Here is a 19,929-nt window from a genome sequence, read left to right on the forward strand (position 1 = left end):
TTTACGCCCGCGGGGGGGGGGGGGGGGGGGCCCGGGACGCGTGACCCGGGAGGGTCAGCCGGATACCCGCTCCGTCAGCGCGTCGCCGATGGCCTGCGTGGAACGCGGGGTGGCGCCGTCGCGCGCGGCGAGGTCGGCCGTGACGGCGTCCTCGACGCGGGTGGCCTCCGCCTCGTGGCCGAGGTGGCGCAGGAGGAGGGCGACGGACAGGACGGTGGCGGTGGGGTCGGCCTTGCCGGTGCCGGCGATGTCGGGCGCGGAGCCGTGGACCGGCTCGAACATCGACGGGAAGCTGCCGGACGGGTTGATGTTGCCCGAGGCGGCGAGGCCGATGCCGCCGGTGACGGCGGCGGCGAGGTCGGTGAGGATGTCGCCGAAGAGGTTGTCGGTGACGATGACGTCGAAGCGCTCGGGCTGCGTGACCATGAAGATGGTCGCGGCGTCCACGTGCAGGTAGTCCGTGGCGACCTGGGGGTACTCGCGGCCGACGCGCTCGACGGTGCGCTGCCAGAGGTGGCCGGCGTGCACCAGGACGTTGTTCTTGTGGACGAGCGTCAGCTTGCGGGCCGGGCGGGCGGCGGCGCGTTCGAAGGCGTCGCGGACCACGCGCTCGACGCCGTACGCGGTGTTGATGCTCACCTCGGTGGCGACCTCGGCGGGGGTGCCGGTGCGCATCGAGCCGCCGTTGCCGACGTACGGGCCCTCGGTCCCCTCGCGGACGACGACGAAGTCGATGTCCGGGCGGCCCGCGAGGGGCGACGCGACGTTGGGGAACAGCTTGCCGGGGCGCAGGTTCACGTAGTGGTCGAAGGCGAAGCGCAGCTTCAGCAGCAGCCCGCGCTCCAGTACGCCGGAGGGGACCGACGGGTCGCCGACGGCGCCGAGGAGGATCGCGTCGTGCGCCTTCAGGCGCTCCAGCTCCTCGTCGGGGAGCGTCTCACCGGTGGCGTGCCAGCGGCGGGCGCCGAGGTCGTACGTGGTGGTCTCCAGCTTGGCGTCCGGGGGGAGGACGGCGGCGAGGACCTTCAGTCCCTCGGCCACCACCTCGGGGCCGATGCCGTCACCGGGGATCACCGCGAGATCGATACTGCGAGCCATGGGGCGACCCTACGCCCCGTCCCACCGATCGACACAGCCGGTCCACGATCCGGACATGGGTGCGAGCGCGCAGGGGGTCCCGCGTACGGCGGGCGGGCCGCCGTACGCGGTGGGGCGCGCGGTCAGAGGTCGGTGACGCCGCCGTTGTCCCGGCGGTCGAGGGCGCGCTGGAGTGCGTCGGCGGCCTGGCGCCGGCTGGCCTCGCGGGCGGCGCGGGCGTCGGCGCGGGCGCGGCCGAGCGCGGTGCCCGTGTCGGAGGCTCGCCTGCTTCTGGTGGCGTGCAGCATGACGGATCAGCTCCCGGATGGGGGTCCTTGTGAGGGCTGGGGCGGCTGGGGCGACAGTGCCCTGAGTGCAACCTCCACAAAAATAGCGGTGCTGCGACGTCATGTCTCGCCAAATACGTGAGCGTCCTACTATCTGAGACGGCCCGGAGGGTTTTCCGGCCATCCGCCGGGCCCCCGGGCCGTCGTGCCCCAGGCAGGATCAGCCCATGTGCGGGTAGCGGTGGTCGGTCGGCGGGACCAGCGTCTCCTTGATCGCGCGCGGCGAGGCCCAGCGCAGCAGGTTGAACTTCGAGCCCGCCTTGTCGTTGGTGCCGGACAGGCGCGCGCCGCCGAAGGGCTGCTGGCCGACCACCGAACCGGTCGGCCGGTCGTTGACGTAGAAGTTGCCCGCCGCGAAGCGCAGCCGCTCCGACGCGTCCGCGACCACGGACCGGTCACGCGCGAAGACGGCGCCGGTCAGCGCGTGGCCCGACACGGACTCCATCTGGTCGAGAACGGCGTCGAAGGTGTCGTCCTCGTACACGTGCACGGCGATGATCGGCCCGAAGTATTCGGTGCGGAAGACCTCGTTCTCCGGGTCGGAGCAGGCGATCACCGTCGGCCGGACGAACCAGCCCACCGAGTCGTCGCATTCGCCGCCCGCCACGATCTCGCAGGCCGGGTCGCCCTTCGCGCGCTCGACGGCGGCGGCGACCTTGGCGAAGGCGCGCTCGTCGATGAGCGCCCCGAGGAAGTGCGACAGGTCGGTGGGGTCGCCCATGGAGAGGGCGTCGGTCTCCGCGGCCAGCGCGTCCCGCAGCCCGCCGTCCCACAGCGAGCGGGGGACGTACGCGCGGGAGGCCGCGGAGCACTTCTGCCCCTGGTACTCGAACGCGCCGCGGACGATCGCCGTCGTCAGCGCGGCCGGGTCGGCGGTGGGGTGGGCGAGGATGAAGTCCTTGCCGCCCGTCTCGCCGACGATCCGCGGATAGTTCCGGTAGCGCTCGATGTGCTCGCCGACGCCCTGCCACAGCCGCCGGAACGTCGCCGTCGAGCCCGTGAAGTGGATGCCCGCCAGCTCGGGGTGCGGCAGCGCCGCCTCGGAGACGGCCCGCCCGTCGCCCGTCACCAGGTTGACCACGCCGGGCGGCAGGCCCGCCTCCTCCAGCAGCCGCATCAGGAGGACGGCGGAGTGCGTCTGCGTGGGCGACGGCTTCCACACCACGACGTTCCCCATCAGGGCGGGGGCGGTCGGCAGGTTCCCGGCGATGGCGGTGAAGTTGAACGGCGTGATCGCGTAGACGAAGCCCTCCAGGGGCCGGAAGTCCATGCGGTTCCAGACGCCCTTGGGCTGCACCGGCGGCTGCTCGGCCAGCAGCTCGCGGGCGAAGTGCACGTTGAAGCGCCAGAAGTCGATCAGCTCGCACGGCGCGTCGATCTCCGCCTGCTGCGCCGTCTTCGACTGGCCGAGCATCGTGGACGCGGCGATCGTCTCCCGCCAGGGCCCGGACAGCAGCTCGGCCGCCCGCAGGAAGACGGCGGCGCGCTCGTCGAACGGCAGGGCGCGCCAGGCGGGGGCCGCCGCCAGCGCGGCGTCGATCGCGTCGCGCGCGTCCTGCGCCGTTGCCTCGGCGAAGGTGCCGAGGCGCGCGGCGTGCCGGTGGGGCTGGACGACGTCCACGCGGGCGCCGCCGCCCATGCGGCGCTCGCCGCCGATCGTCATGGGGAGGTCGACGGGGTTGTCCGCCAGCTCCTTGAGCTTCGCTTCGAGGCGGGCGCGCTCCGGCGAGCCGGGGGCGTACGTGTGCACCGGCTCGTTCACCGGGGCGGGGACCTGGGTCACGGCGTCCATGGCCACGCAACTCTCCTTCGGGTGGTCGTGTCGGGTGCGGCGGGCGGGGTGTCAGCCCCGGGAGGCGAGGGAGCGCAGGAAGAAGCCGAGGTTGGCGGGGCGTTCGGCCAGGCGGCGCATGAAGTAGCCGTACCAGTCGGTGCCGTACGGGACGTAGACGCGCACCCGGTGGCCCCCGGCGGCGAGGCGGGCCTGCTCGTCGGGGCGTATCCCGTAGAGCATCTGGAACTCGTACCCGTCCTGCGGGAGCCCGGCGCGCTTGGCGACGGCCGCGGCGACGGCGACGAGGCGCGGGTCGTGCGTCCCGGCCATGGCGTACGCGCCGCCCTCCATCAGGAGGCGCAGGCAGCGGACGTAGGAGAGGTCCACGTCGTGCCGCCGCTGGAGGGCGACGGACGGCGGCTCGCGGTAGGCGCCCTTGACGAGGCGGACGCGGGCGCCGGTGGCGGCGAGGGCGCGGCAGTCGTCCTCGGTGCGGTGCAGGTAGGACTGGACGACGGCGCCGGTGCGGGGGAACCGTTCGCGCAGCGCGGCGAGGACGGCGAGCGTGGAGTCGGTGGTGGTGTGGTCCTCGGCGTCGAGGGTGACGGTCGTCCCGGCGTCGTCGGCGGCCTCGGCGACGGCGAGTGCGTGCCCGCACGCCAGGTCGTGGCCGCCCGGGAGGCCCTGGCCGAAGGCGGACAGCTTCACCGACATCTCGACGGCGGGGCCGTGGCCCGCCTCCTTCAGCCGGGCGGCGAGCGCGAGGTACGCGTCGCGGGCGCGCAGGGCCTCGGCGCGGTCGGTGACGTCCTCGCCGAGGTGGTCGAACGTGACGGCGAGGCCGCGCGCGGTCAGCGCGTCCGCCGTGGCGACCGCCTCGTCCAGCCGCTCGCCGGGGACGAAGCGGTCCACCACGGGGCGGGTCACGGGCGCGGAGGAGACGAGCCGCCGGACGTTCCGGCTGCGTGACGCCGCGAGCAGAACCGGTCCCAGCATGGGCACCTCCGGGGGGCGGGGCGGTGGACGGGGGATGTGCCACGACGGTAGGAAGCCGCGGGGCTCCCGGCCATCGACATCTGTCCTGCCGCCTGCCCCCGGATGTCGGACAGATGTATGACGCACGCCACTCCCCCGGCCCGCACCGGCCCTGACCTGCGGCTTCGCCACGGCGCCGTGGCCGGGGCGCGGGCGGCGGGATTTCCCGGCCGCCTTAGCCCGTGTTCGCGAACGGCGGGCGGCGCGTGGCCGTGGCCGCCATGGCGCGATCACGGCGCCGGCGCCGCGCACGGCCCGGGTGACGGTCTCCTCGCCGTCGCAGCCGCCCTCGACGACCGGCAGGACCGTGGACGCGGTGCGCTCCCGCACGCTCGGGCGACGCCCCCCGCCTGACGGCGCGCGGGACCGCGGCGGCCGTGCCCCCTGTACGGGAGGGGCGCCGCGCGCTAGGACGGACGGGACAGGGAGGTGACGGACGAGTGACCGGCACGGAGTACCAGGAACTCATCGACGAGGCGTGCGCGCTGCTCGGCACGCCCGCGACGCTGGAGGGCCGCGACTTCGGGCTGATCGCGTACGGCGCGCACGACAGCGCCGACGACCGCGTGATGGACCCGGTGCGGACGCGGTCGATCCTCAGCCGCCGCTCGACGGCGGCCGTACGGGCGTACTTCGAGGGCTTCGGCATCACGCGCGCCGAGGGCCCCGTGCGCATCCCGCCCGACCCGGGCGCGGGCGTGCGGACCGGGCGGCTGTGCCTGCCGGTGCGGCACAGCGGCGTCGTGTACGGGTACATCTGGCTGCTCGACGACGGCGCGACCGCGCTGGACGACCCCCGGCTCGTCGGCGCGTCGGACGTCGCGGACCGCATCGGCACGCGGCTCGCGGCGGAGGCGCGCGCCGGAGCGCGCCTCGGCGAGCTGCTGCGGGCGGCCCTCTCCCCCGCCGGGCGCAGCCGCGAGCTGGCCGCCGCGCTCGGGGCGGCGGCGGAGGGGCCGCTGACCCTGGTCGCGCTGGCGCCGTGGCCCGGGGAGCGGGACACCCCGGCGGGGCTGCCGGGCGCGCTCGCCGTGTCGCCGATGGCGCGGGGCTCGGCCCACGGGACGCTGGCCGTGCTGGTCAGGCCCGGTGGTGCCCGCGCGGTCGCGGCGCGGCTGCGTGGCCAGTACGGCGGCGCGGCGGGGGTGGGCGGGGCGCGGCGCGACGTCGCGGACCTGGCGGGGGCGTGGCGCGAGTCGCTGGCCGCCGCGCGTGCGGCAGCGGCGGAGGAACGGTTCGGCGGTGTCGCGGACTGGGCGGCCCTCGGCCCGTACCGGCTGCTCACCGCGCTGCCCGACGCGGCGCCCGACCCGGCCGTGGCGGCGCTGCTCGACCCGGCGCACCGCGAACTCGCCAGGACCGCCGAGACGTTCCTCGACCACGCGGGGCAGGCGGCGCGTACGGCCGCCGCCCTCGGCATCCACCGGCAGACGCTGTACTACCGCATCTCCCGCATCGAACAGCTGACCGGACTCGACCTGGCGGACGGCGAGGACCGGCTGCTGCTGCACATGTCCCTCAAGACGGCCCGCCTGCCCGGCGGGGAAGGAGCCGGCCTGTGAACGCGGTGGCGCGCCTGGTCACGTACGGGGAGCTGGACGGGGCGGCCACGGACGACCGGCGGCTTTCGGTGTCGGCGCGGCTGGAGGCCGAACTGGCGGACGGCGGCTCGGTGGTGCTGCTCGACGACCGCGGCTGGGGTGTGTCGGGCGGTCCTGGGCTTCGCGGTCAGGTGTCGCCCGGGGAGATCGAGCGGGACGCGCGGACGGTGGTGGGGCCCGACGAGCCGTACGACGGCTGGACGAGGGAGCGGATGGCGGCGGACCACTGGAACGCGCTGGCCGCCACCCTGCGCGGGCGAGGTGTGGCGGCGGACGGAGCGGACCTGGCCGGGCTGCGGCACGACGTCGTCCTGGGCGAGGACCTCCGGACCTGGCTCGACGCCTGACACCCACGCTGAGCGACCGTTCCCGCCCACGGCACCACACGGGAGGATTCCGCCGGTCGCCGCGTCCGGGCACGAGCTGCGATCCGACACCTTGCGCTCGCACGCGCCCGGGGAGCGCGGGGCGCACGCTCCGTCCGTCGTGACCGAGCCAGGCTGCCCGTCCCGCGATGTCCCGGCGGCGCGGTCCCTCGTGAGGCGGTCGGCGCTGTCACGCGCGCCATACGCGAACAGCCCATGGTCACGGCCCTCGTCACCCAGCGGCCCGGCGCGTGGAGCAGGCACGGCATCACGCGACGGTTCCGTCCATCACGGCCGCGGCGCGACGTCGCTCGGGGCGCCGGCCTCCGGGCCTGACGCGCCGTTTCACGCCCACGCCCGGCTCCCGGCCCGTCAGTTCGGCTTCGAGCGGTCAGCGCGCGGGGAACGGCCCGGTGTCCGTCGTCTCGTGGCAGGCGCCAGGCGACGGGCCGGCCTGTCACGGCCGCGGCACGTCGGCGCCCGGGGCGCGGGGACGGCCGGAGCGAGCCGGTCAGGCTGACGTCCGGGCCCGTCGCCGGTCATCGTGTGGCGGGCTCCGGCACCGGTGCGGGGCCCGTGGCGGGGCTGCGGTGGGGGCGCATCAGGGCCAGGACGAGCAGGCCCGCCAGGACGCCGGCCGCTCCCGACACCACGTACGTGGCCTGCACGCCGGACACCGCCGCCGCGTGCACCGCGCCGGACGGGACCGCCGTCGGCAGGCCCGGCGCCTGTCCCCCGGCGACGGCGTGCGCCGCCGCGTCGGCGTCCGGCACGCCCCGCCCTTCGAACGCCGCCCGCGCGCGGGCGGCGAAGACGCTGCCGAGCGCCGCGATGCCGAAGGCGAAGCCGAGCTGCCGCGCCGTGTTGACCGCGCCGGCCGCCATCCCGCCGCGCTCGGCGGGCACGAGCGCGGTGGCCGCCGCGCCCAGGACGGGGGTCACCATCCCCACGCCCACGCCGACGAGCGCGAAGCCGGGTATCAGCGCGGTCCATCCGGCGTCGCCCCGCAGGAACAGCGCCGTCACCAGACCGCCCGCGCCCACCAGCAGCAGTCCCGCGCCGATGACGCGGTCAGGCCGCCCCGCGTGCAGCCGACGCCCCAGCAGGGCCGAGACGCCGAACGACGTGACGGACATCGGCAGTCCGGTGAACCCCGTTTCCAGCGGGCTGAGGCCCCGCACCGACTGGAGCCAGACGGACGTGTAGGTGAAGGCGGCGAACGCCGCGACCGTCATCAGGAAGCCCGCGAGCAGCACGCCCGTGAACGCCCGCTCGCGCAGCAGCGCCAGGTCGAACATCGCGTGCGGCGTACGCCTCTCCACCAGGACGAACACCGCCGTCAGCGCCACCGCCGCGCCCAGCGGCCAGGCCACGGCGGAAGAGGACCAGCCGTCCTCGTTCGCCCGGACGAGCGCGTACGTGGCGCAGGCCGCGGCGGCGGTGAACGCGACGGTGCCGCCCACGTCGACCCGGCCGCGCGTGGACGGCCGGTCGTCCGGGAGCCGCGTCAGGCACAGGGCGACGGCCGCGACGCTGACCGGCAGGTTGACGAGGAAGATCCACCGCCAGGACGCGCCGCCGGTGAGCAGCCCGCCGAGCAGCGGGCCGACGGCGGCCGAGGCGCCCGCCACGGCGCCCCAGATGCCGTACGCCGTCCCCCGGTCGGGGCCGGTGTAGGAGCGGTTGATCAGGGCGAACGTCGTGGCGAACATCGCCGCGGCCCCGACGCCCTGCGCCGCGCGGGCGGCGATCAGCACGCCCGTCGTGGGCGCGAGGCCGCAGCACAGCGACGAGACGGCGAAGACGGTGAGGCCCGCGACGGCGACGCGGCGGTGGCCGGCGAGGTCGGCGAGCGCGCCCGCGCCGAGGACCAGGGCGGCCAGCGCGAGGGCGTAGATGTTGACGACCCACTGGAGTGCGGCGAACGACGTGCCGAGGTCGGTCACCATGTCGGGCAGGGCGACGTTCACGATGGTGACGTCGATCAGCAGCATGAACGTGCCGAGGCAGACGGTCAGCAGCGGCAGCCACTTGCGCATCGGGGTACCTGTGTTCTCTCGCGGGCGGCGCCGCCTCAGCGGGCCGGGGGTGCGAATTCGGGCTGGTCGAGGACGCGCAGCCAGCTGCCGTCCGGCTGGCGCCTGACGACCTGGGCGCGGGCGCCGCTGCCGTCCTTCGGCGGGGTGGAGGTGAGGGCGAGGTCGCCGGAGACCAGGGTGGGCAGCGGTTCCTCGGGCTCGAAGTGGGGGCGGCCGGCCAGGAAGCGCGCCCACAGCTCGCGGATCGCGGCCCGGCCGACGGTCGTCCTCCCGGGCGGGAAGGCGAGGACGGCGTCCTCCTCGTACAGCTCCGCGACGCCGTCGGCGTCACCGGCGTTGGACCGCTCGACGAACAGGCGGGTGATGTCCTCGGGGCGCATGGCCTTCTCGTACTCCGGCATGGCTTCCTCCTCTGATCGCTCTCCGGTGCGTGCTCTCCATCCTGATCACCCGCTGTACAGAAGTCCAACAAATGTTTCTGCTGCGTACTAGAATCAGCGCTTATGGATCTGAGACAGCTGGAGTACTTCGTCGCGGTGGCCGAGGAGCGGAGCTTCACGCGAGCTGCGGAGCGCGTGCACATCAGCCAGCCGGGGGTCAGCGCCCAGATCCGGCAGCTCGAACGCGCCCTGGGCGCCGACCTGTTCGACCGCTCGGCGCGCGCCGCCACGCTGACCGCCGCGGGCCGCGCCGCGCTGGGGCACGCACGCGCCGCGCTGGCCGCCGCCGGGGCGGTCGGGCAGGCGGTGGACGAGGTGAACGGCCTGCTCAGGGGGAGGCTCACGATCGGAATGGTGAGCGGTTGCACCATGACGCCGCTGTTCGACGCGCTCGCCGCGTTCCACCGGGCGTGGCCCGGCGTGGAGATACAGCTGCTGGAGGACAGCTCGGACCGGCTCGTCGAGGCGGTGCGGGGCGGCGGGGTGGACGTGGCGCTCGTCGGGACGGCGGGGGCGCCGGAGGGGCTCGGCGTGTTCACGGTGATCGAGGAGTGCCTCGTCGTCGCCGTCCCGGCCGGGCATCCGCTGGCGGCCGCGGAACGGGTCACGCTGGACGACGTGGTGGCGCACCCGCTCGTGTGCATGCCGCCGGGCACGGGACTGCGCACGGTGTTCGACCGTGACTGCGCCGCACGGGGGCTGCGGCCCTCGATCGCCCTGGAGGCCGGGGCCGCGGACGCCATCGCCGACCTCGCCGCGCGGGGCCTCGGGGTGGGCATCCTCAGCGAGTCGATGGCCGGGCGGTACCGCGACCGGCTCGTGGCCCGTCCTGTCGAGGACGCCAGGACGCCCGCGCTGCTGGCCTTCGTCTGGCGGGACGGGGACAGCCCGGCCGTACGTGAGGTGATCGCGCACGCCAGGGCGGCGTTCGCGCCGCCGGGGGCGGTCTGAGGCCGTTGTCAGACCCGTCCGGCATGCTGTCGGGCATGGAGGAGAACGGGACCCGGCCGCCGCGCGACCGGCGGGAGCCGACGGCGGCGCTGCGCACGGGCTTCGCCCTGATACGGCAGGCCGTCCCCGGGCTGCGGTACCGGCTCGTGGGCACGGCGGCGGCGAGCGTGCAGGGCGTGGACCTGCCGGTGGGCGACGTGGACGTGCTCTTCGCCAGGCGCCGGGACATCGACGCGGCAGCCGAAGCGCTGGGGCACCTGCCGTGCGTGTCACCGCCGCGAGGGATAGCGGTGTCGCGGCAGTACTACGCCTGCTGCACCGTGGACGGGATCGGGTTCGGCGTCAGCACCATGGAGCGGGACTGCGCCGAGGACGGGTGGGAGAACCAGGGGCCCGGCCCGTGGCGGCACCACGTCACCGTGGACCGTGACGGTCCGCGCCCCGACCGCGTACGCCTGGAACTGCGGCTGACCACCGGGTTCCTGCGCGACCGGCCGGACCGCCACCGGCCGCCGCTCGCCCACCTCCGGGCCCACGGCGCGGCTCTCGGCCCGTTGCGGCACAGCCTGGCGGTGCGCGGCATACCCGGGCGGCACGCAGCAGGGTGAGGGCCGCCGCCTTCGTCCGCCCGGTGGTCCGGGCCCCGTGTCGTCCCCATGGTGGCCCGCGACCACCGTGGCGCCTCGCCGGTCTCGCCCCTCGCCTCACCGATCGCCCGGTGCTGCTGGTCGGCGGCACCTTCACCGTGCTCTTCCCGGTGGGCCAGCCCCTCGGCACCTGGGCGGCGGGCGCGCCGGCCGACCGCACCGCGCCCGCCGCCACACCGCTGTGGACGGCCGCACTGTGCGCCGGGCAGCGGTGGCAGGCGCCCGGCAGGGAAGACGCCAGGACATGACGCCACCGCCCGAGGCCCTGCGGCTGCTCGGCCGCGCAGCCGGGGAAGTCCTGCACGTGGGCGACTCGTTCCGCAGCGATGTCGCGGGCGCCGCAGCCGTGGGCATCCCCGCCGCGTGGGTCAACCGCACCGGCCGCGCCGCCCCCGAGGGGCCACGCCCCGCGTACGAGGTGGCGAGCCTGACCGCGCTGCCACCGCTCCTCGGGCGGGCGGCGCCGTCGCACCAGTCCTGAGGAGACGCCCCCGGCGATCCCGCCGCGCGTGGGCCGGGCCTGCTGCACTGCGACGACGTACGTGTGACGCCGCTCCCGGAACGCCTCACCCACGGACATCCCGTTCCGGGTGAACGTGTCATGCGCGCTCGTGGCGGCGGCTTCCCACACCGCGGCGAGCAGGCCCGCGAGGCCGCCCGCCGCGCCCGCCCCAGCCGGCACGGTCCGCCCGCCGGGCGCTGACACGTCGATCCCCGGCGTGCCACCGGACTCGGCGGCGGGCCCCCGCCGTCCTGCCGCGCGACGACGCCCCACGGCTCGCGACGGTTGTCGTCCGGGGCGAGCACGTCCGCGACGGAACGCGTCGCTCCGCCTCGCGTGACGCGGCGCGCACCACCCCGGCCGGCGCGCGGAGGACCCGTGGATCGCCTGCGGCACCGCGCCGGACGGCACGGGGTGGCTCAGGGCGTACGTTCCCAGGTGCGCGCCGCTGAGCGGAGACAGGGAGCGTGCGGTGGCGTTCGCGCGCCGGCTGTCGGCCCCGGCGCGTGAGGAGTGCTACAGGACGGTACGGGCCGCTGCCGCGCGGCATCCGGCTGACCGTGGAGATCCTGTCGGGCGCGACGAGCCGGGCCGATCCAGGTCGCCGTGCCTGACGGCGTGCAGCGTGCCGGCGCGGCAGGGGAACCGAGGGCCGGGCCCGGCCGGAACCGGCGGGAACGCGTCGCCCAGGCCGCGCAGCACCCGCGCGTGGCGGCTCCAGCTCGGCGAGCAGGACGTCGGGCGACAGATCCGCGAGCCGTTCGGGGTGGGTGGCGGCGGCGGGTGGAAAAACAGTCAAGGCCCGGCGGATTGCCGGGCCTTGACCTTCGCGTAGCGGGGACAGGATTTGAACCTGCGACCTCTGGGTTATGAGCCCAGCGAGCTACCGAGCTGCTCCACCCCGCGTCGTGAGATGAACTCTACGCCACCGTGCGTGCCAGACCAAACGGGGCTCCCCCGCACCCCGCCCCGGCGGCCGGATCAGCCGTCAACTCAGCCTCACAGCAAGCTTGTTGACCTCGCAACAGGTGCCGGGGAGGTTTACGGCACCGGGACGGGCCGCTATGTTCGACAGCCCATGGGAGCGCTTCCAACCCCCACCCAGACCGTTGCGCCGTCCCGGAAGGAACGATCCTTGCTCTCCCCACGAGCCGCACTCACCCCCACACCGCTGCGCCTGCTGGTCGCCGCCGGTGCCGCGTTCGCCGCCCTGGCCGCCCCCGCCGTACCGGCCACCGCCGCCCAGGACGCCCCCGCCGCCCAGGACGCCCCCGCCGCCGCAGACCTGCCCGACGACTCCGTCTTCCTCAACTACCCCGACCAGGTCCACGCCTGGGTCGCCGCCAACCCGGACGACCCCCGCCGCCCCCTCATCGAGAGCCGCATAGCCGCCCAGCCGCAGGCGCTGTGGTTCTCCAACTACGAGCCGGGCAGCGTGACCGCCGACGTGTCCGCCATCACCGGCGCGGCGGAGCAGGCCGGGCAGGTGCCGGTCCTCGTCTCCTACATGATCCCGAACCGCGACTGCGGTGGCGCGTCCGCCGGGGGCGCCCCGGACTTCCCGGCCTACCTGGAGTGGACCGAGCGCTTCGCCGCCGGGCTCGGCGACGGCCCCTCCGTCGTCGTCCTGGAGCCCGACTCGCTCGCGCTCACCACCTGCCTCGGCCAGGCCGAGCGCGCCGAGCGCTTCGCGTCGCTCGGCGCGGCGGCGGACATCATCCACGCCGCCAGCCCGCAGGCCCGCGTCTACTTCGACGCAGGACACTCCGGCTGGCACGCGCCGGGCACCATCGCCGCCGTCCTGAACGAGGCAGGCGTCACCCAGCACGCGGACGGCATCTACTCCAACGTCTCCAACTACCACACGACGCAGAACGAGACCGCCTTCGCCGAACAGGTGCTCGCCCAGCTCGGCGACCCGGACCTCCGCGCCGTGATCGACACCAGCCGCAACGGCAACGGGCCCGACGGCGACGCCTGGTGCGACCCGCACGGACGCCTCGTCGGCCAGAACCCGACCGCCGCCACCGGCAGCGACCGCGTCGACGCCCTCCTGTGGATCAAGCGGCCCGGCGAGCTGGACGGCTGCGACGGCCCGGCGGGACGGTTCTCGCCCGACATGGCGTACGAGCTGGCGGGCGGCTGACACCCGCCCGGCCGGCCCCGCACGGTTCACCCGTCCGGGTGCCGATCTGATGCCCTGACGGCGCGCCTCCGCCACGCTGGCGGGAGCGCGCCGTCCGGCCGTCCGAGAGGAGAACGCCCATGAAGGCCGTCCAGTACCGGGAGGTCGGTCAGCCGCCCGAGGTCGTCACCGTGCCCGATCCCGAGCCGGGCCCTGGGCAGGTCCTGCTCAAGGTGGCCGCCGCCGGGGTCTGCCACTCGGACATCGCCGTGATGAGCTGGCCCGCCGACACGTTCCCCTTCCAGCTGCCCATGACCCTGGGGCACGAGGGCGCGGGCACCGTCGCGGCGCTCGGCGACGGCGTCACCGGCATCGCGGAGGGCGACCTCGTCGCGGTCTACGGCCCGCAGGGCTGCGGCCGGTGCGCACTGTGCATGCAGGGCAAGGAGAACTACTGCCTGCGCGCCGCCGAGCTGGACATCAACCCGCCGGGGCTCGGCGCGCCCGGCGCGATGGCCGAGTACCTGCTGGTGGACGACGCGCGGTTCCTGCTGCCGCTGGACGGCCTCGACCCGGTGAAGACCGTCCCGCTGACCGACGCTGGCCTCACCCCGTACCACGCCGTCAAACGGTCGCTGCCGAAGCTGGTGCCCGGCAGCACGGCGGTGGTGATCGGCGCGGGCGGGCTCGGGCACGTCGCGATCCAGCTGCTGCGGGCGCTGACCCCGGCGCGGGTGATCGCGCTCGACGTGGCCGAGCAGAAGCTCGAACTGGCGAAGCAGGTCGGCGCGCACGAGACCCTCGTCTCCGACGACAAGGCGGCCGACCGGGTGAAGGAGCTGACCGGCGGCCGCGGCGCGCAGGCGGTGTTCGACTTCGTCGGGGTGCAGCCGACCGTGACGCTCGCGGGCGCCGTCACGGGCGTCGAGGCGGACGTGGCGATCGTCGGCGTGGCGGACGGGGCGCTGCCGGTCGGCTTCGGGCGGCTGCCGTACGACGTGTCGGTCTTCAGCCCGTACTGGGGCAGCAGGGGCGAGTTGCACGAGGTGCTGGAGCTGGCGCGCGCGGGCGCGGTCGACGTGCACGTGGAGACGTACAGCCTGGACGAGGCGCCCGCCGCGTACGAGCGGCTGCACGAGGGCAAGGTGAACGGGCGCGCGGTGATCGTGCCGTAGGACGCGCGGGAACACGGACGGGGGCGGCCGGTGGGCCGTCCCCGTCCGTACGCGCGCCGGAGGTCCGGGTCAGTCGGTCAGGTCCACGCCGCGGGCCGAGGTGGCGCCGATCTCGGCGGCGATCTCGGTCAGGACGCCGGCCGGGATGGTGCCGTCCACGGTGAGGGCGATCAGGGCCTCGCCGCCCTCCTCGGCACGGGCGACCTGCATCCCCGCGATGTTGATGCCCGCCTCGCCGAGGACGCGGCCGAGGGTGCCGACGACACCCGGGCGGTCGGTGTAGCGGAAGAACGCCATGTGGTCGGCGACGGCGAGGTCCACCGTGTGCGGGCCGATGGCGACGATCTTCTGGAGGAACTTCGGCCCGGCCAGCGTGCCGGAGACCGAGACGACGTCGCCGTCGGTCAGGGTGCCGCGGACGGTGATCAGGTTCCGGTGGTCGGGCGACTCGGAGCTGGTGGTGAGCCGCACCTCGACGCCGCGCTCCTGCGCGAACAGCGGCGCGTTCACGTACGACACCGTCTCGGCGACGACGTCCTCGAAGACGCCCTTGAGCGCCGACAGCTCCAGGACCTTCACGTCGTGCTGGGTGATCTCGCCGTTGACCTCGACGTCGAGGCGCTGCGCGACCTCGCCCGCGAGGGCGGTGAAGATGCGGCCCAGCTTCTCGGCGAGCGGCAGGCCGGGGCGTACGTCCTCGGCGATCACGCCGCCCTGGACGTTCACCGCGTCGGGGACCAGCTCGCCCGCGAGCGCGAGGCGGACCGACTTGGCGACGGAGATGCCGGCCTTCTCCTGCGCCTCGCCGGTGGAGGCGCCCAGGTGCGGGGTGCCGACGACCTGGTCGAACTCGAAGAGCGGCGAGTCCGTACAGGGCTCGGACGAGTAGACGTCCAGGCCGGCGCCGGCGACGCGGCCCTCCTTGAGGGCGCTCAGCAGCGCGGCCTCGTCCACGATGCCGCCGCGCGCCGCGTTGACGATGCGGACGGACGGCTTGACCTTGTGGAGCGCCTCGTCGCCGATCAGACCGAGGGTCTCGGGGGTCTTCGGCAGGTGGACGGTGATGAAGTCGGCGGCGGCGAGCAGCTCGTCCAGGCTCACCAGCTTGACGCCCATCTGCGCGGCGCGCGCGGGCTGGACGTACGGGTCGTACGCGACGATGTCCATGCCGAAGGCGGCCATGCGCTGGGCCACCAGGACGCCGATGCGGCCGAGGCCGACGACGCCGAGGGTCTTCTCGGCCAGCTCGACACCGGTGTACTTGCTGCGCTTCCACTCGCCGTTCTTGAGCGCGGCGTTGGCCTGCGGGATGTTGCGGGCGGTGGAGATCAGGAGGCCGCAGGCCAGCTCGGCGGCGGTGACGATGTTCGACGTCGGCGCGTTCACGACCATGACGCCCGCCTTGGTGGCGGCGGAGACGTCCACGTTGTCCAGGCCGACCCCGGCCCGCGCCACCACCTTGAGGCGGCGCGCGGCGGCGATCGCCTCGGCGTCCACCTTGGTCGCGCTGCGGATCAGGATGGCGTCCACGCCGGCGATCGCGCCCAGCAGCTCGGCGCGGTCGGCGCCGTCGCAGTGGCGGATCTCGAAGTCGGGCCCGAGGGCGTCGACGGTCGCGGGGGAGAGCTCTTCAGCGATGAGTACGACGGGCTTGCTCACGGTGTCTCACAGATCCTTCGGGGATGGCCGCGTCCCGACGGCCGAGGCGGGGAGAGGTAGGCAGCCACGAGAAGACGCACGACGCTGTGAGCCTGTGACGCGCTTCGTGCTGTGAAGTGTATCGGCGCGGCGGCGGGTCCGGCTGCCGGTGCCGGACCCGCCGCCCGATCGAGCGAACTCCCGCGGTCGTGAGGGCGGTCGGGGAGGCTCAGGCCTCGTCGTCCACCCAGCTCATGAGCTTGCGCAGCTCCTTGCCGGTGGTCTCCAGCAGGTGGTCGGCGTCGGCCTTCTTGTACTCGTTGTACCTGGGCAGGCCCGCGTTGTACTCGGCCATCCAGTTGGTGGCGAAGGTGCCGTCCTGGATGTCGCCCAGGATGCGCTTCATCTCGGCCTTGGTCTGCTCGGTGATGACGCGCGGGCCCGACACGTAGTCGCCCCACTCGGCGGTCTCGGAGATGGACCAGCGCATCTTCTCCAGGCCGCCCTCGTACATGAGGTCCACGATCAGCTTCAGCTCGTGGAGGCACTCGAAGTACGCGATCTCCGGCTGGTAGCCGGCCTCGACCAGCGTCTCGAAACCGGCCTTGACCAGGGCGGAGGTGCCGCCGCAGAGCACGGCCTGCTCGCCGAAGAGGTCGGTCTCGGTCTCCTCGGTGAAGGTCGTCTTGATGACGCCGGCGCGGGTGCCGCCGATGGCCTTGGCGTACGACAGGGCGAGGGGGAACGCGGCGCCGGTGGCGTCCTGCTCCACGGCCGCGATGCACGGCACGCCGCGGCCCTCCTCGTACTGGCGGCGCACGAGGTGGCCGGGGCCCTTGGGGGCGACCATGCACACGTCCACACCCGCCGGGGGCTTGATGAAGCCGAAGCGGATGTTGAAGCCGTGGCCGAAGAAGATCGCGTCGCCCTCCTTGAGGTTGTCGCGGACGGACTCCTCGTACACCTTGCCCTGGATGGGGTCCGGGACCAGGATCATGATCACGTCCGCCTCGGCGGCGGCCTCGGCCGGGGTCGTCACGCGCAGGCCCTGCTCCTCGGCCTTGGCGCGGGACTTCGAGCCCTCGTGCAGGCCGACGCGGACGTCGACGCCCGAGTCACGGAGCGACAGCGCGTGCGCGTGGCCCTGGCTGCCGTAGCCGAGGACCGCGACCTTCCGGCCCTGGATGATGGACAGGTCGGCGTCGTCGTCGTAGAACAGCTCGGCCACTTTCAGTCTTCTCCTCTATGTCTTTCACATGTCTTCCGTGCCCCGGCCCGGCCCGCACGGGCGGGCGTGGGCGGCGGGGCAGGGTGCCGCGCGGTGGTGGGCCGCCGGTACCACCGTATGCCGTGGCGGCGGGCGGCCCGTGCCGGTCTCGCTATGCGGATCGGTCGAGCGCGCGCAGCGACCGGTCGGTGATGGACCGCGCGCCGCGGCCGATGGCGATGGCGCCGGACTGGACCAGCTCCTTGATGCCGAAGGGTTCCAGCATCCTGAGCATGGCCTCCAGCTTGTCGCTGCTGCCGGTGGCCTCGATGGTCACGGCCTCGGGCGCGACGTCCACGGTCTTGGCGCGGAACAGCTGGACGATCTCGACGATCTGGGACCGCGTGTCGTTGTCGGCGCGGACCTTGACCAGGACGAGCTCGCGGTGGACGGCCGCGCCCGGGTCGAGTTCGACGATCTTCAGGACGTTGACCAGCTTGTTGAGCTGCTTGGTGACCTGTTCGAGGGGGAGGTCGTCCGCGCCGACCACGATCGTGATGCGCGAGACCTCGGGGTGTTCGGTGGTGCCGACGGCGAGGGAGTCGATGTTGAAGCCGCGCCGGGAGAACAGAGCGGTGATCCTGGACAGGACCCCCGGCTTGTTCTCGACCAGGACGGACAGGGTGTGCTTGGGCATGTCGGTTCGCTACCTCGTCGGTGGGTCAGTCGTCGCTGTCGCCGAAGTCGGGGCGCACGCCCCGGGCGGCCATGACCTCGTCGTTCGAGGTGCCGGCGGCGACCATCGGCCAGACCATGGCGTCCTCGTGCACGATGAAGTCCACGACGACCGGGCGGTCGTTGATGGAGTTGGCCTTCTCGATCACGGCGTCGAGGTCGGCGGGGTCCTCGCAGCGCAGGCCGACGCAGCCCATGGCCTCGGCCAGCTTCACGAAGTCGGGGACCCGGGTGCCGGCGGCCGAACCGTCGTGGAGCACGGTGTTGGAGTAGCGCTGGTTGTAGAACAGCGTCTGCCACTGCCTGACCATGCCGAGGGCGCCGTTGTTGATGACCGCGACCTTGATCGGGATGTTGTTCAGGGCGGCGGTGGTCAGCTCCTGGTTGGTCATCTGGAAGCAGCCGTCGCCGTCGATGGCCCACACCGGGGTGTCGGGGCGGCCCGCCTTGGCGCCGAGTGCGGCGGGGACGGCGTAGCCCATCGTGCCGAGGCCGCCGGAGTTCAGCCAGGTTCCCGGGCGTTCGAAGGGCAGGTAGTGCGCGGCCCACATCTGGTGCTGGCCGACGCCCGCGGTGAAGATCGTGTCCTGCGGGGCGAGCTGTCCGATGCGCTCGATGACCTGCTGCGGGGAGAGCGACCCGTTGTCCGGCAGGTCGTAGCCCAGCGGGTAGGCGTCGCGCCAGGCGTCGAGCTGCTGCCACCAGGCGGCGTAGCGGGACAGGGCGTCGGGGCCGCGGCTGTCGGCGTGCTCGTCTGCGCGCAGCGCGGCGGCGAGGTCCGTCAGGACGTCCTTGGCGTCGCCGACGATGGGCACGTCCGCGATGCGGTTCTTGCCGATCTCGGCCGGGTCGATGTCCGCGTGCACGATCTTGGCGTGCGGTGCGAAGGAGTCGATGCGGCCGGTGACGCGGTCGTCGAAGCGCGCGCCGATGGCGAGGATCAGGTCCGCCTTCTGGAGGGCGGTGACGGCGGCGACCGAGCCGTGCATGCCGGGCATGCCGAGGTGCTGGCGGTGGCTGTCGGGGAAGGAGCCGAGCGCCATCAGCGTGGTGGTGACCGGGATGCCGGTCAGCTCGGCGAGGTCCAGCAGCTCGGCGGCCGCGCCCGCCTTGACCACGCCGCCGCCGACGTACAGCACCGGGCGGCGCGCCTCGGCGACCAGCCGGGCGGCCTCGCGGATCTGCTTGGCGTGCGGGCGGCTGACCGGGCGGTAGCCGGGCAGGTCCGTGGTCGGGGGCCAGGTGAACGTGGTGGTGGTCTGGAGCGCGTCCTTGGCGATGTCCACCAGGACGGGCCCGGGGCGGCCTGTGGAGGCGATGTGGAACGCCTCGGCGATGGTCCGCGGGATCTCCGCGGGGTCGGTGACCAGGAAGTTGTGCTTGGTGACGGGCATGGTGATGCCGCAGATGTCGGCTTCCTGGAACGCGTCGGTGCCGATGGTGGCGGTGGCGACCTGCCCGGTGATGGCGACCAGCGGGACCGAGTCCATGTGGGCGTCGGCGATCGGGGTGACGAGGTTGGTGGCACCGGGGCCCGAGGTGGCCATGCAGACGCCGACGCGGCCGGTGGCCTGGGCGTAGCCGGTGGCGGCGTGGCCCGCGCCCTGCTCGTGCCGCACGAGGATGTGGCGGACGGCCGTGGAGTCCATCAGCGGGTCGTAGGCGGGGAGGATCGCGCCGCCGGGGATGCCGAATACGGTGTCGGCGCCGACCGCTTCGAGGGAACGGATGAGGGACTGGGCGCCCGTCATGGTCTCGGTGGCGGCGGCGGGCTGCTGTGCTCCGCCTCGGGGGGCCCGCGGCTGCGGCTTCGGTGCCCCGGTGGCCTGCTCGGTCATCGGCGATCTCTTCTCGGGGAATGAGGGTGGTGACGCGGGGGTGGGCGGTGACCGGGATCTCGCCGGCCGGCCGGTCCTGTGCAACAAAAAACCCCTCGTGCCGCAAGGCATGCGAGGGGGAGCGCGTCGCTGGGCTTCCGGGAGGTTGTCCCGGGATCAGCGGACGCGCCGTCCAAGTACGAGAATTCGGGAGTGCATGGCACTGACACTGCTCCCCCGTGCCGTCGCATGTCAAGCGGCCGTGAAGGACGTCTCACTATGTGGGCTTACTGGGTCGTGTCGTTCGGATTCTGGCGGATCAGCCCGCGTCGTCGGACGCCGTGCGTCGCAAGGCACCGGATCGCCAGGCGTACCGGGTGTACCCGGGGATGCGGTGACGCGGCGAGGTGCGGTGACCGGCGGCGCGGGCCAGGCAAGATCCGCACGACACGGC

General features: G+C 74.2%; 18 protein-coding genes and 1 tRNA gene. 8 read left to right on the forward strand and 11 right to left on the reverse strand.

Going from position 1 to position 19,929, the window contains the following annotated elements; translation table 11 throughout:
* Positions 1 to 54 precede the first annotated feature (54 nt).
* From ACL02R_RS28770 to ACL02R_RS28785, 4 genes are all read right to left on the reverse strand, one after another.
* A complete protein-coding gene (locus tag ACL02R_RS28770; protein WP_362968519.1) occupies positions 55 to 1,098 on the reverse strand; it encodes a 3-isopropylmalate dehydrogenase in 1,044 nt (347 codons plus the stop codon).
* A gap of 122 nt (positions 1,099 to 1,220) precedes the next feature.
* Positions 1,221 to 1,385, reverse strand: a complete 165-nt coding sequence (locus ACL02R_RS28775) for a hypothetical protein (RefSeq protein WP_362968521.1) — start codon at positions 1,383 to 1,385, stop codon at positions 1,221 to 1,223.
* Positions 1,386 to 1,584: 199 nt separating this feature from the next.
* Positions 1,585 to 3,216 carry an L-glutamate gamma-semialdehyde dehydrogenase gene (gene pruA, locus ACL02R_RS28780; RefSeq protein ID WP_412799897.1) on the reverse strand — a complete coding sequence of 544 codons (1,632 nt, stop codon included), beginning with the start codon at positions 3,214 to 3,216 and terminating at the stop codon, positions 1,585 to 1,587.
* Positions 3,217 to 3,267: 51 nt separating this feature from the next.
* Positions 3,268 to 4,194, reverse strand: a complete 927-nt coding sequence (locus ACL02R_RS28785; RefSeq protein ID WP_412799898.1) for a proline dehydrogenase family protein — start codon at positions 4,192 to 4,194, stop codon at positions 3,268 to 3,270.
* Between the two features lie 479 nt (positions 4,195 to 4,673).
* Here ACL02R_RS28785 and ACL02R_RS28790 point away from each other — a divergent pair, with 479 nt between their 5' ends.
* On the forward strand, positions 4,674 to 5,795 hold the full coding sequence (locus tag ACL02R_RS28790; protein WP_412799899.1) for a PucR family transcriptional regulator: 1,122 nt from the start codon (positions 4,674 to 4,676) through the stop codon (positions 5,793 to 5,795).
* Positions 5,792 to 6,181, forward strand: a complete 390-nt coding sequence (locus tag ACL02R_RS28795; protein ID WP_412799900.1) for a hypothetical protein — start codon at positions 5,792 to 5,794, stop codon at positions 6,179 to 6,181. Before ACL02R_RS28790 ends, ACL02R_RS28795 begins: the two co-directional genes overlap by 4 nt.
* Before the next feature lie 557 nt (positions 6,182 to 6,738).
* On the opposite strand, the gene ACL02R_RS28800 is transcribed toward ACL02R_RS28795, so the two are convergent.
* Positions 6,739 to 8,238, reverse strand: coding sequence for an MFS transporter (locus tag ACL02R_RS28800; protein WP_412799901.1), 1,500 nt, complete (start codon positions 8,236 to 8,238; stop codon positions 6,739 to 6,741).
* Positions 8,239 to 8,273: 35 nt separating this feature from the next.
* Positions 8,274 to 8,639 carry a YybH family protein gene (locus ACL02R_RS28805; protein ID WP_412799902.1) on the reverse strand — a complete coding sequence of 122 codons (366 nt, stop codon included), beginning with the start codon at positions 8,637 to 8,639 and terminating at the stop codon, positions 8,274 to 8,276.
* 102 nt (positions 8,640 to 8,741) lie between these two features.
* On the opposite strand from ACL02R_RS28805, the gene ACL02R_RS28810 reads away from it, so the two are divergent.
* The 4 genes from ACL02R_RS28810 to ACL02R_RS28825 all read left to right on the forward strand — a co-directional run bounded on the left by ACL02R_RS28810 (position 8,742) and on the right by ACL02R_RS28825 (position 10,757).
* The gene (locus tag ACL02R_RS28810) at positions 8,742 to 9,629 is read left to right on the forward strand and encodes a LysR family transcriptional regulator (RefSeq protein ID WP_412799903.1); all 888 of its coding nucleotides are present in this window, start codon (positions 8,742 to 8,744) and stop codon (positions 9,627 to 9,629) included.
* A gap of 35 nt (positions 9,630 to 9,664) precedes the next feature.
* Positions 9,665 to 10,237, forward strand: a complete 573-nt coding sequence (locus tag ACL02R_RS28815; protein WP_412799904.1) for a hypothetical protein — start codon at positions 9,665 to 9,667, stop codon at positions 10,235 to 10,237.
* A 110-nt stretch (positions 10,238 to 10,347) separates the two neighbouring features.
* Positions 10,348 to 10,524 (forward strand): hypothetical protein, encoded by a 177-nt coding sequence (locus ACL02R_RS28820; RefSeq protein WP_412799905.1) that lies wholly within the window; start codon positions 10,348 to 10,350, stop codon positions 10,522 to 10,524.
* Positions 10,521 to 10,757 carry an HAD family hydrolase gene (locus ACL02R_RS28825; protein ID WP_412799906.1) on the forward strand — a complete coding sequence of 79 codons (237 nt, stop codon included), beginning with the start codon at positions 10,521 to 10,523 and terminating at the stop codon, positions 10,755 to 10,757. Before ACL02R_RS28820 ends, ACL02R_RS28825 begins: the two co-directional genes overlap by 4 nt.
* An 853-nt stretch (positions 10,758 to 11,610) precedes the next feature.
* On the opposite strand, the gene ACL02R_RS28830 is transcribed toward ACL02R_RS28825, so the two are convergent.
* A tRNA-Met gene (locus tag ACL02R_RS28830) sits at positions 11,611 to 11,684 on the reverse strand.
* A 229-nt stretch (positions 11,685 to 11,913) separates the two neighbouring features.
* Between ACL02R_RS28830 and ACL02R_RS28835 the strand changes: the two genes are divergently transcribed.
* The gene (locus tag ACL02R_RS28835; protein WP_412799907.1) at positions 11,914 to 12,924 is read left to right on the forward strand and encodes a glycoside hydrolase family 6 protein; all 1,011 of its coding nucleotides are present in this window, start codon (positions 11,914 to 11,916) and stop codon (positions 12,922 to 12,924) included.
* Between the two features lie 119 nt (positions 12,925 to 13,043).
* Positions 13,044 to 14,078 (forward strand): NAD(P)-dependent alcohol dehydrogenase, encoded by a 1,035-nt coding sequence (locus ACL02R_RS28840; protein WP_412799908.1) that lies wholly within the window; start codon positions 13,044 to 13,046, stop codon positions 14,076 to 14,078.
* Between the two features lie 69 nt (positions 14,079 to 14,147).
* Here ACL02R_RS28840 and serA read toward each other — a convergent pair whose 3' ends face one another.
* The 4 genes from serA to ACL02R_RS28860 form a co-directional block, all read right to left on the reverse strand.
* Positions 14,148 to 15,737, reverse strand: coding sequence for a phosphoglycerate dehydrogenase (gene serA, locus ACL02R_RS28845; protein WP_412799909.1), 1,590 nt, complete (start codon positions 15,735 to 15,737; stop codon positions 14,148 to 14,150).
* A gap of 208 nt (positions 15,738 to 15,945) precedes the next feature.
* A complete protein-coding gene (ilvC, locus tag ACL02R_RS28850; protein ID WP_412799910.1) occupies positions 15,946 to 16,944 on the reverse strand; it encodes a ketol-acid reductoisomerase in 999 nt (332 codons plus the stop codon).
* A 151-nt stretch (positions 16,945 to 17,095) separates the two neighbouring features.
* Complete coding sequence (ilvN, locus tag ACL02R_RS28855) at positions 17,096 to 17,620, reverse strand: acetolactate synthase small subunit (protein WP_362964589.1); 525 nt, start codon at positions 17,618 to 17,620, stop codon at positions 17,096 to 17,098.
* Between the two features lie 25 nt (positions 17,621 to 17,645).
* Positions 17,646 to 19,496: an acetolactate synthase large subunit gene (locus ACL02R_RS28860; RefSeq protein WP_412799911.1), complete on the reverse strand. Its 1,851-nt coding sequence runs from the start codon at positions 19,494 to 19,496 to the stop codon at positions 17,646 to 17,648.
* Positions 19,497 to 19,929: the final 433 nt, after the last annotated feature.

Source organism: Streptomyces sp. MS19 (assembly GCF_047200595.1).
Classification (GTDB): Bacteria; Actinomycetota; Actinomycetes; order Streptomycetales; family Streptomycetaceae; genus Streptomyces.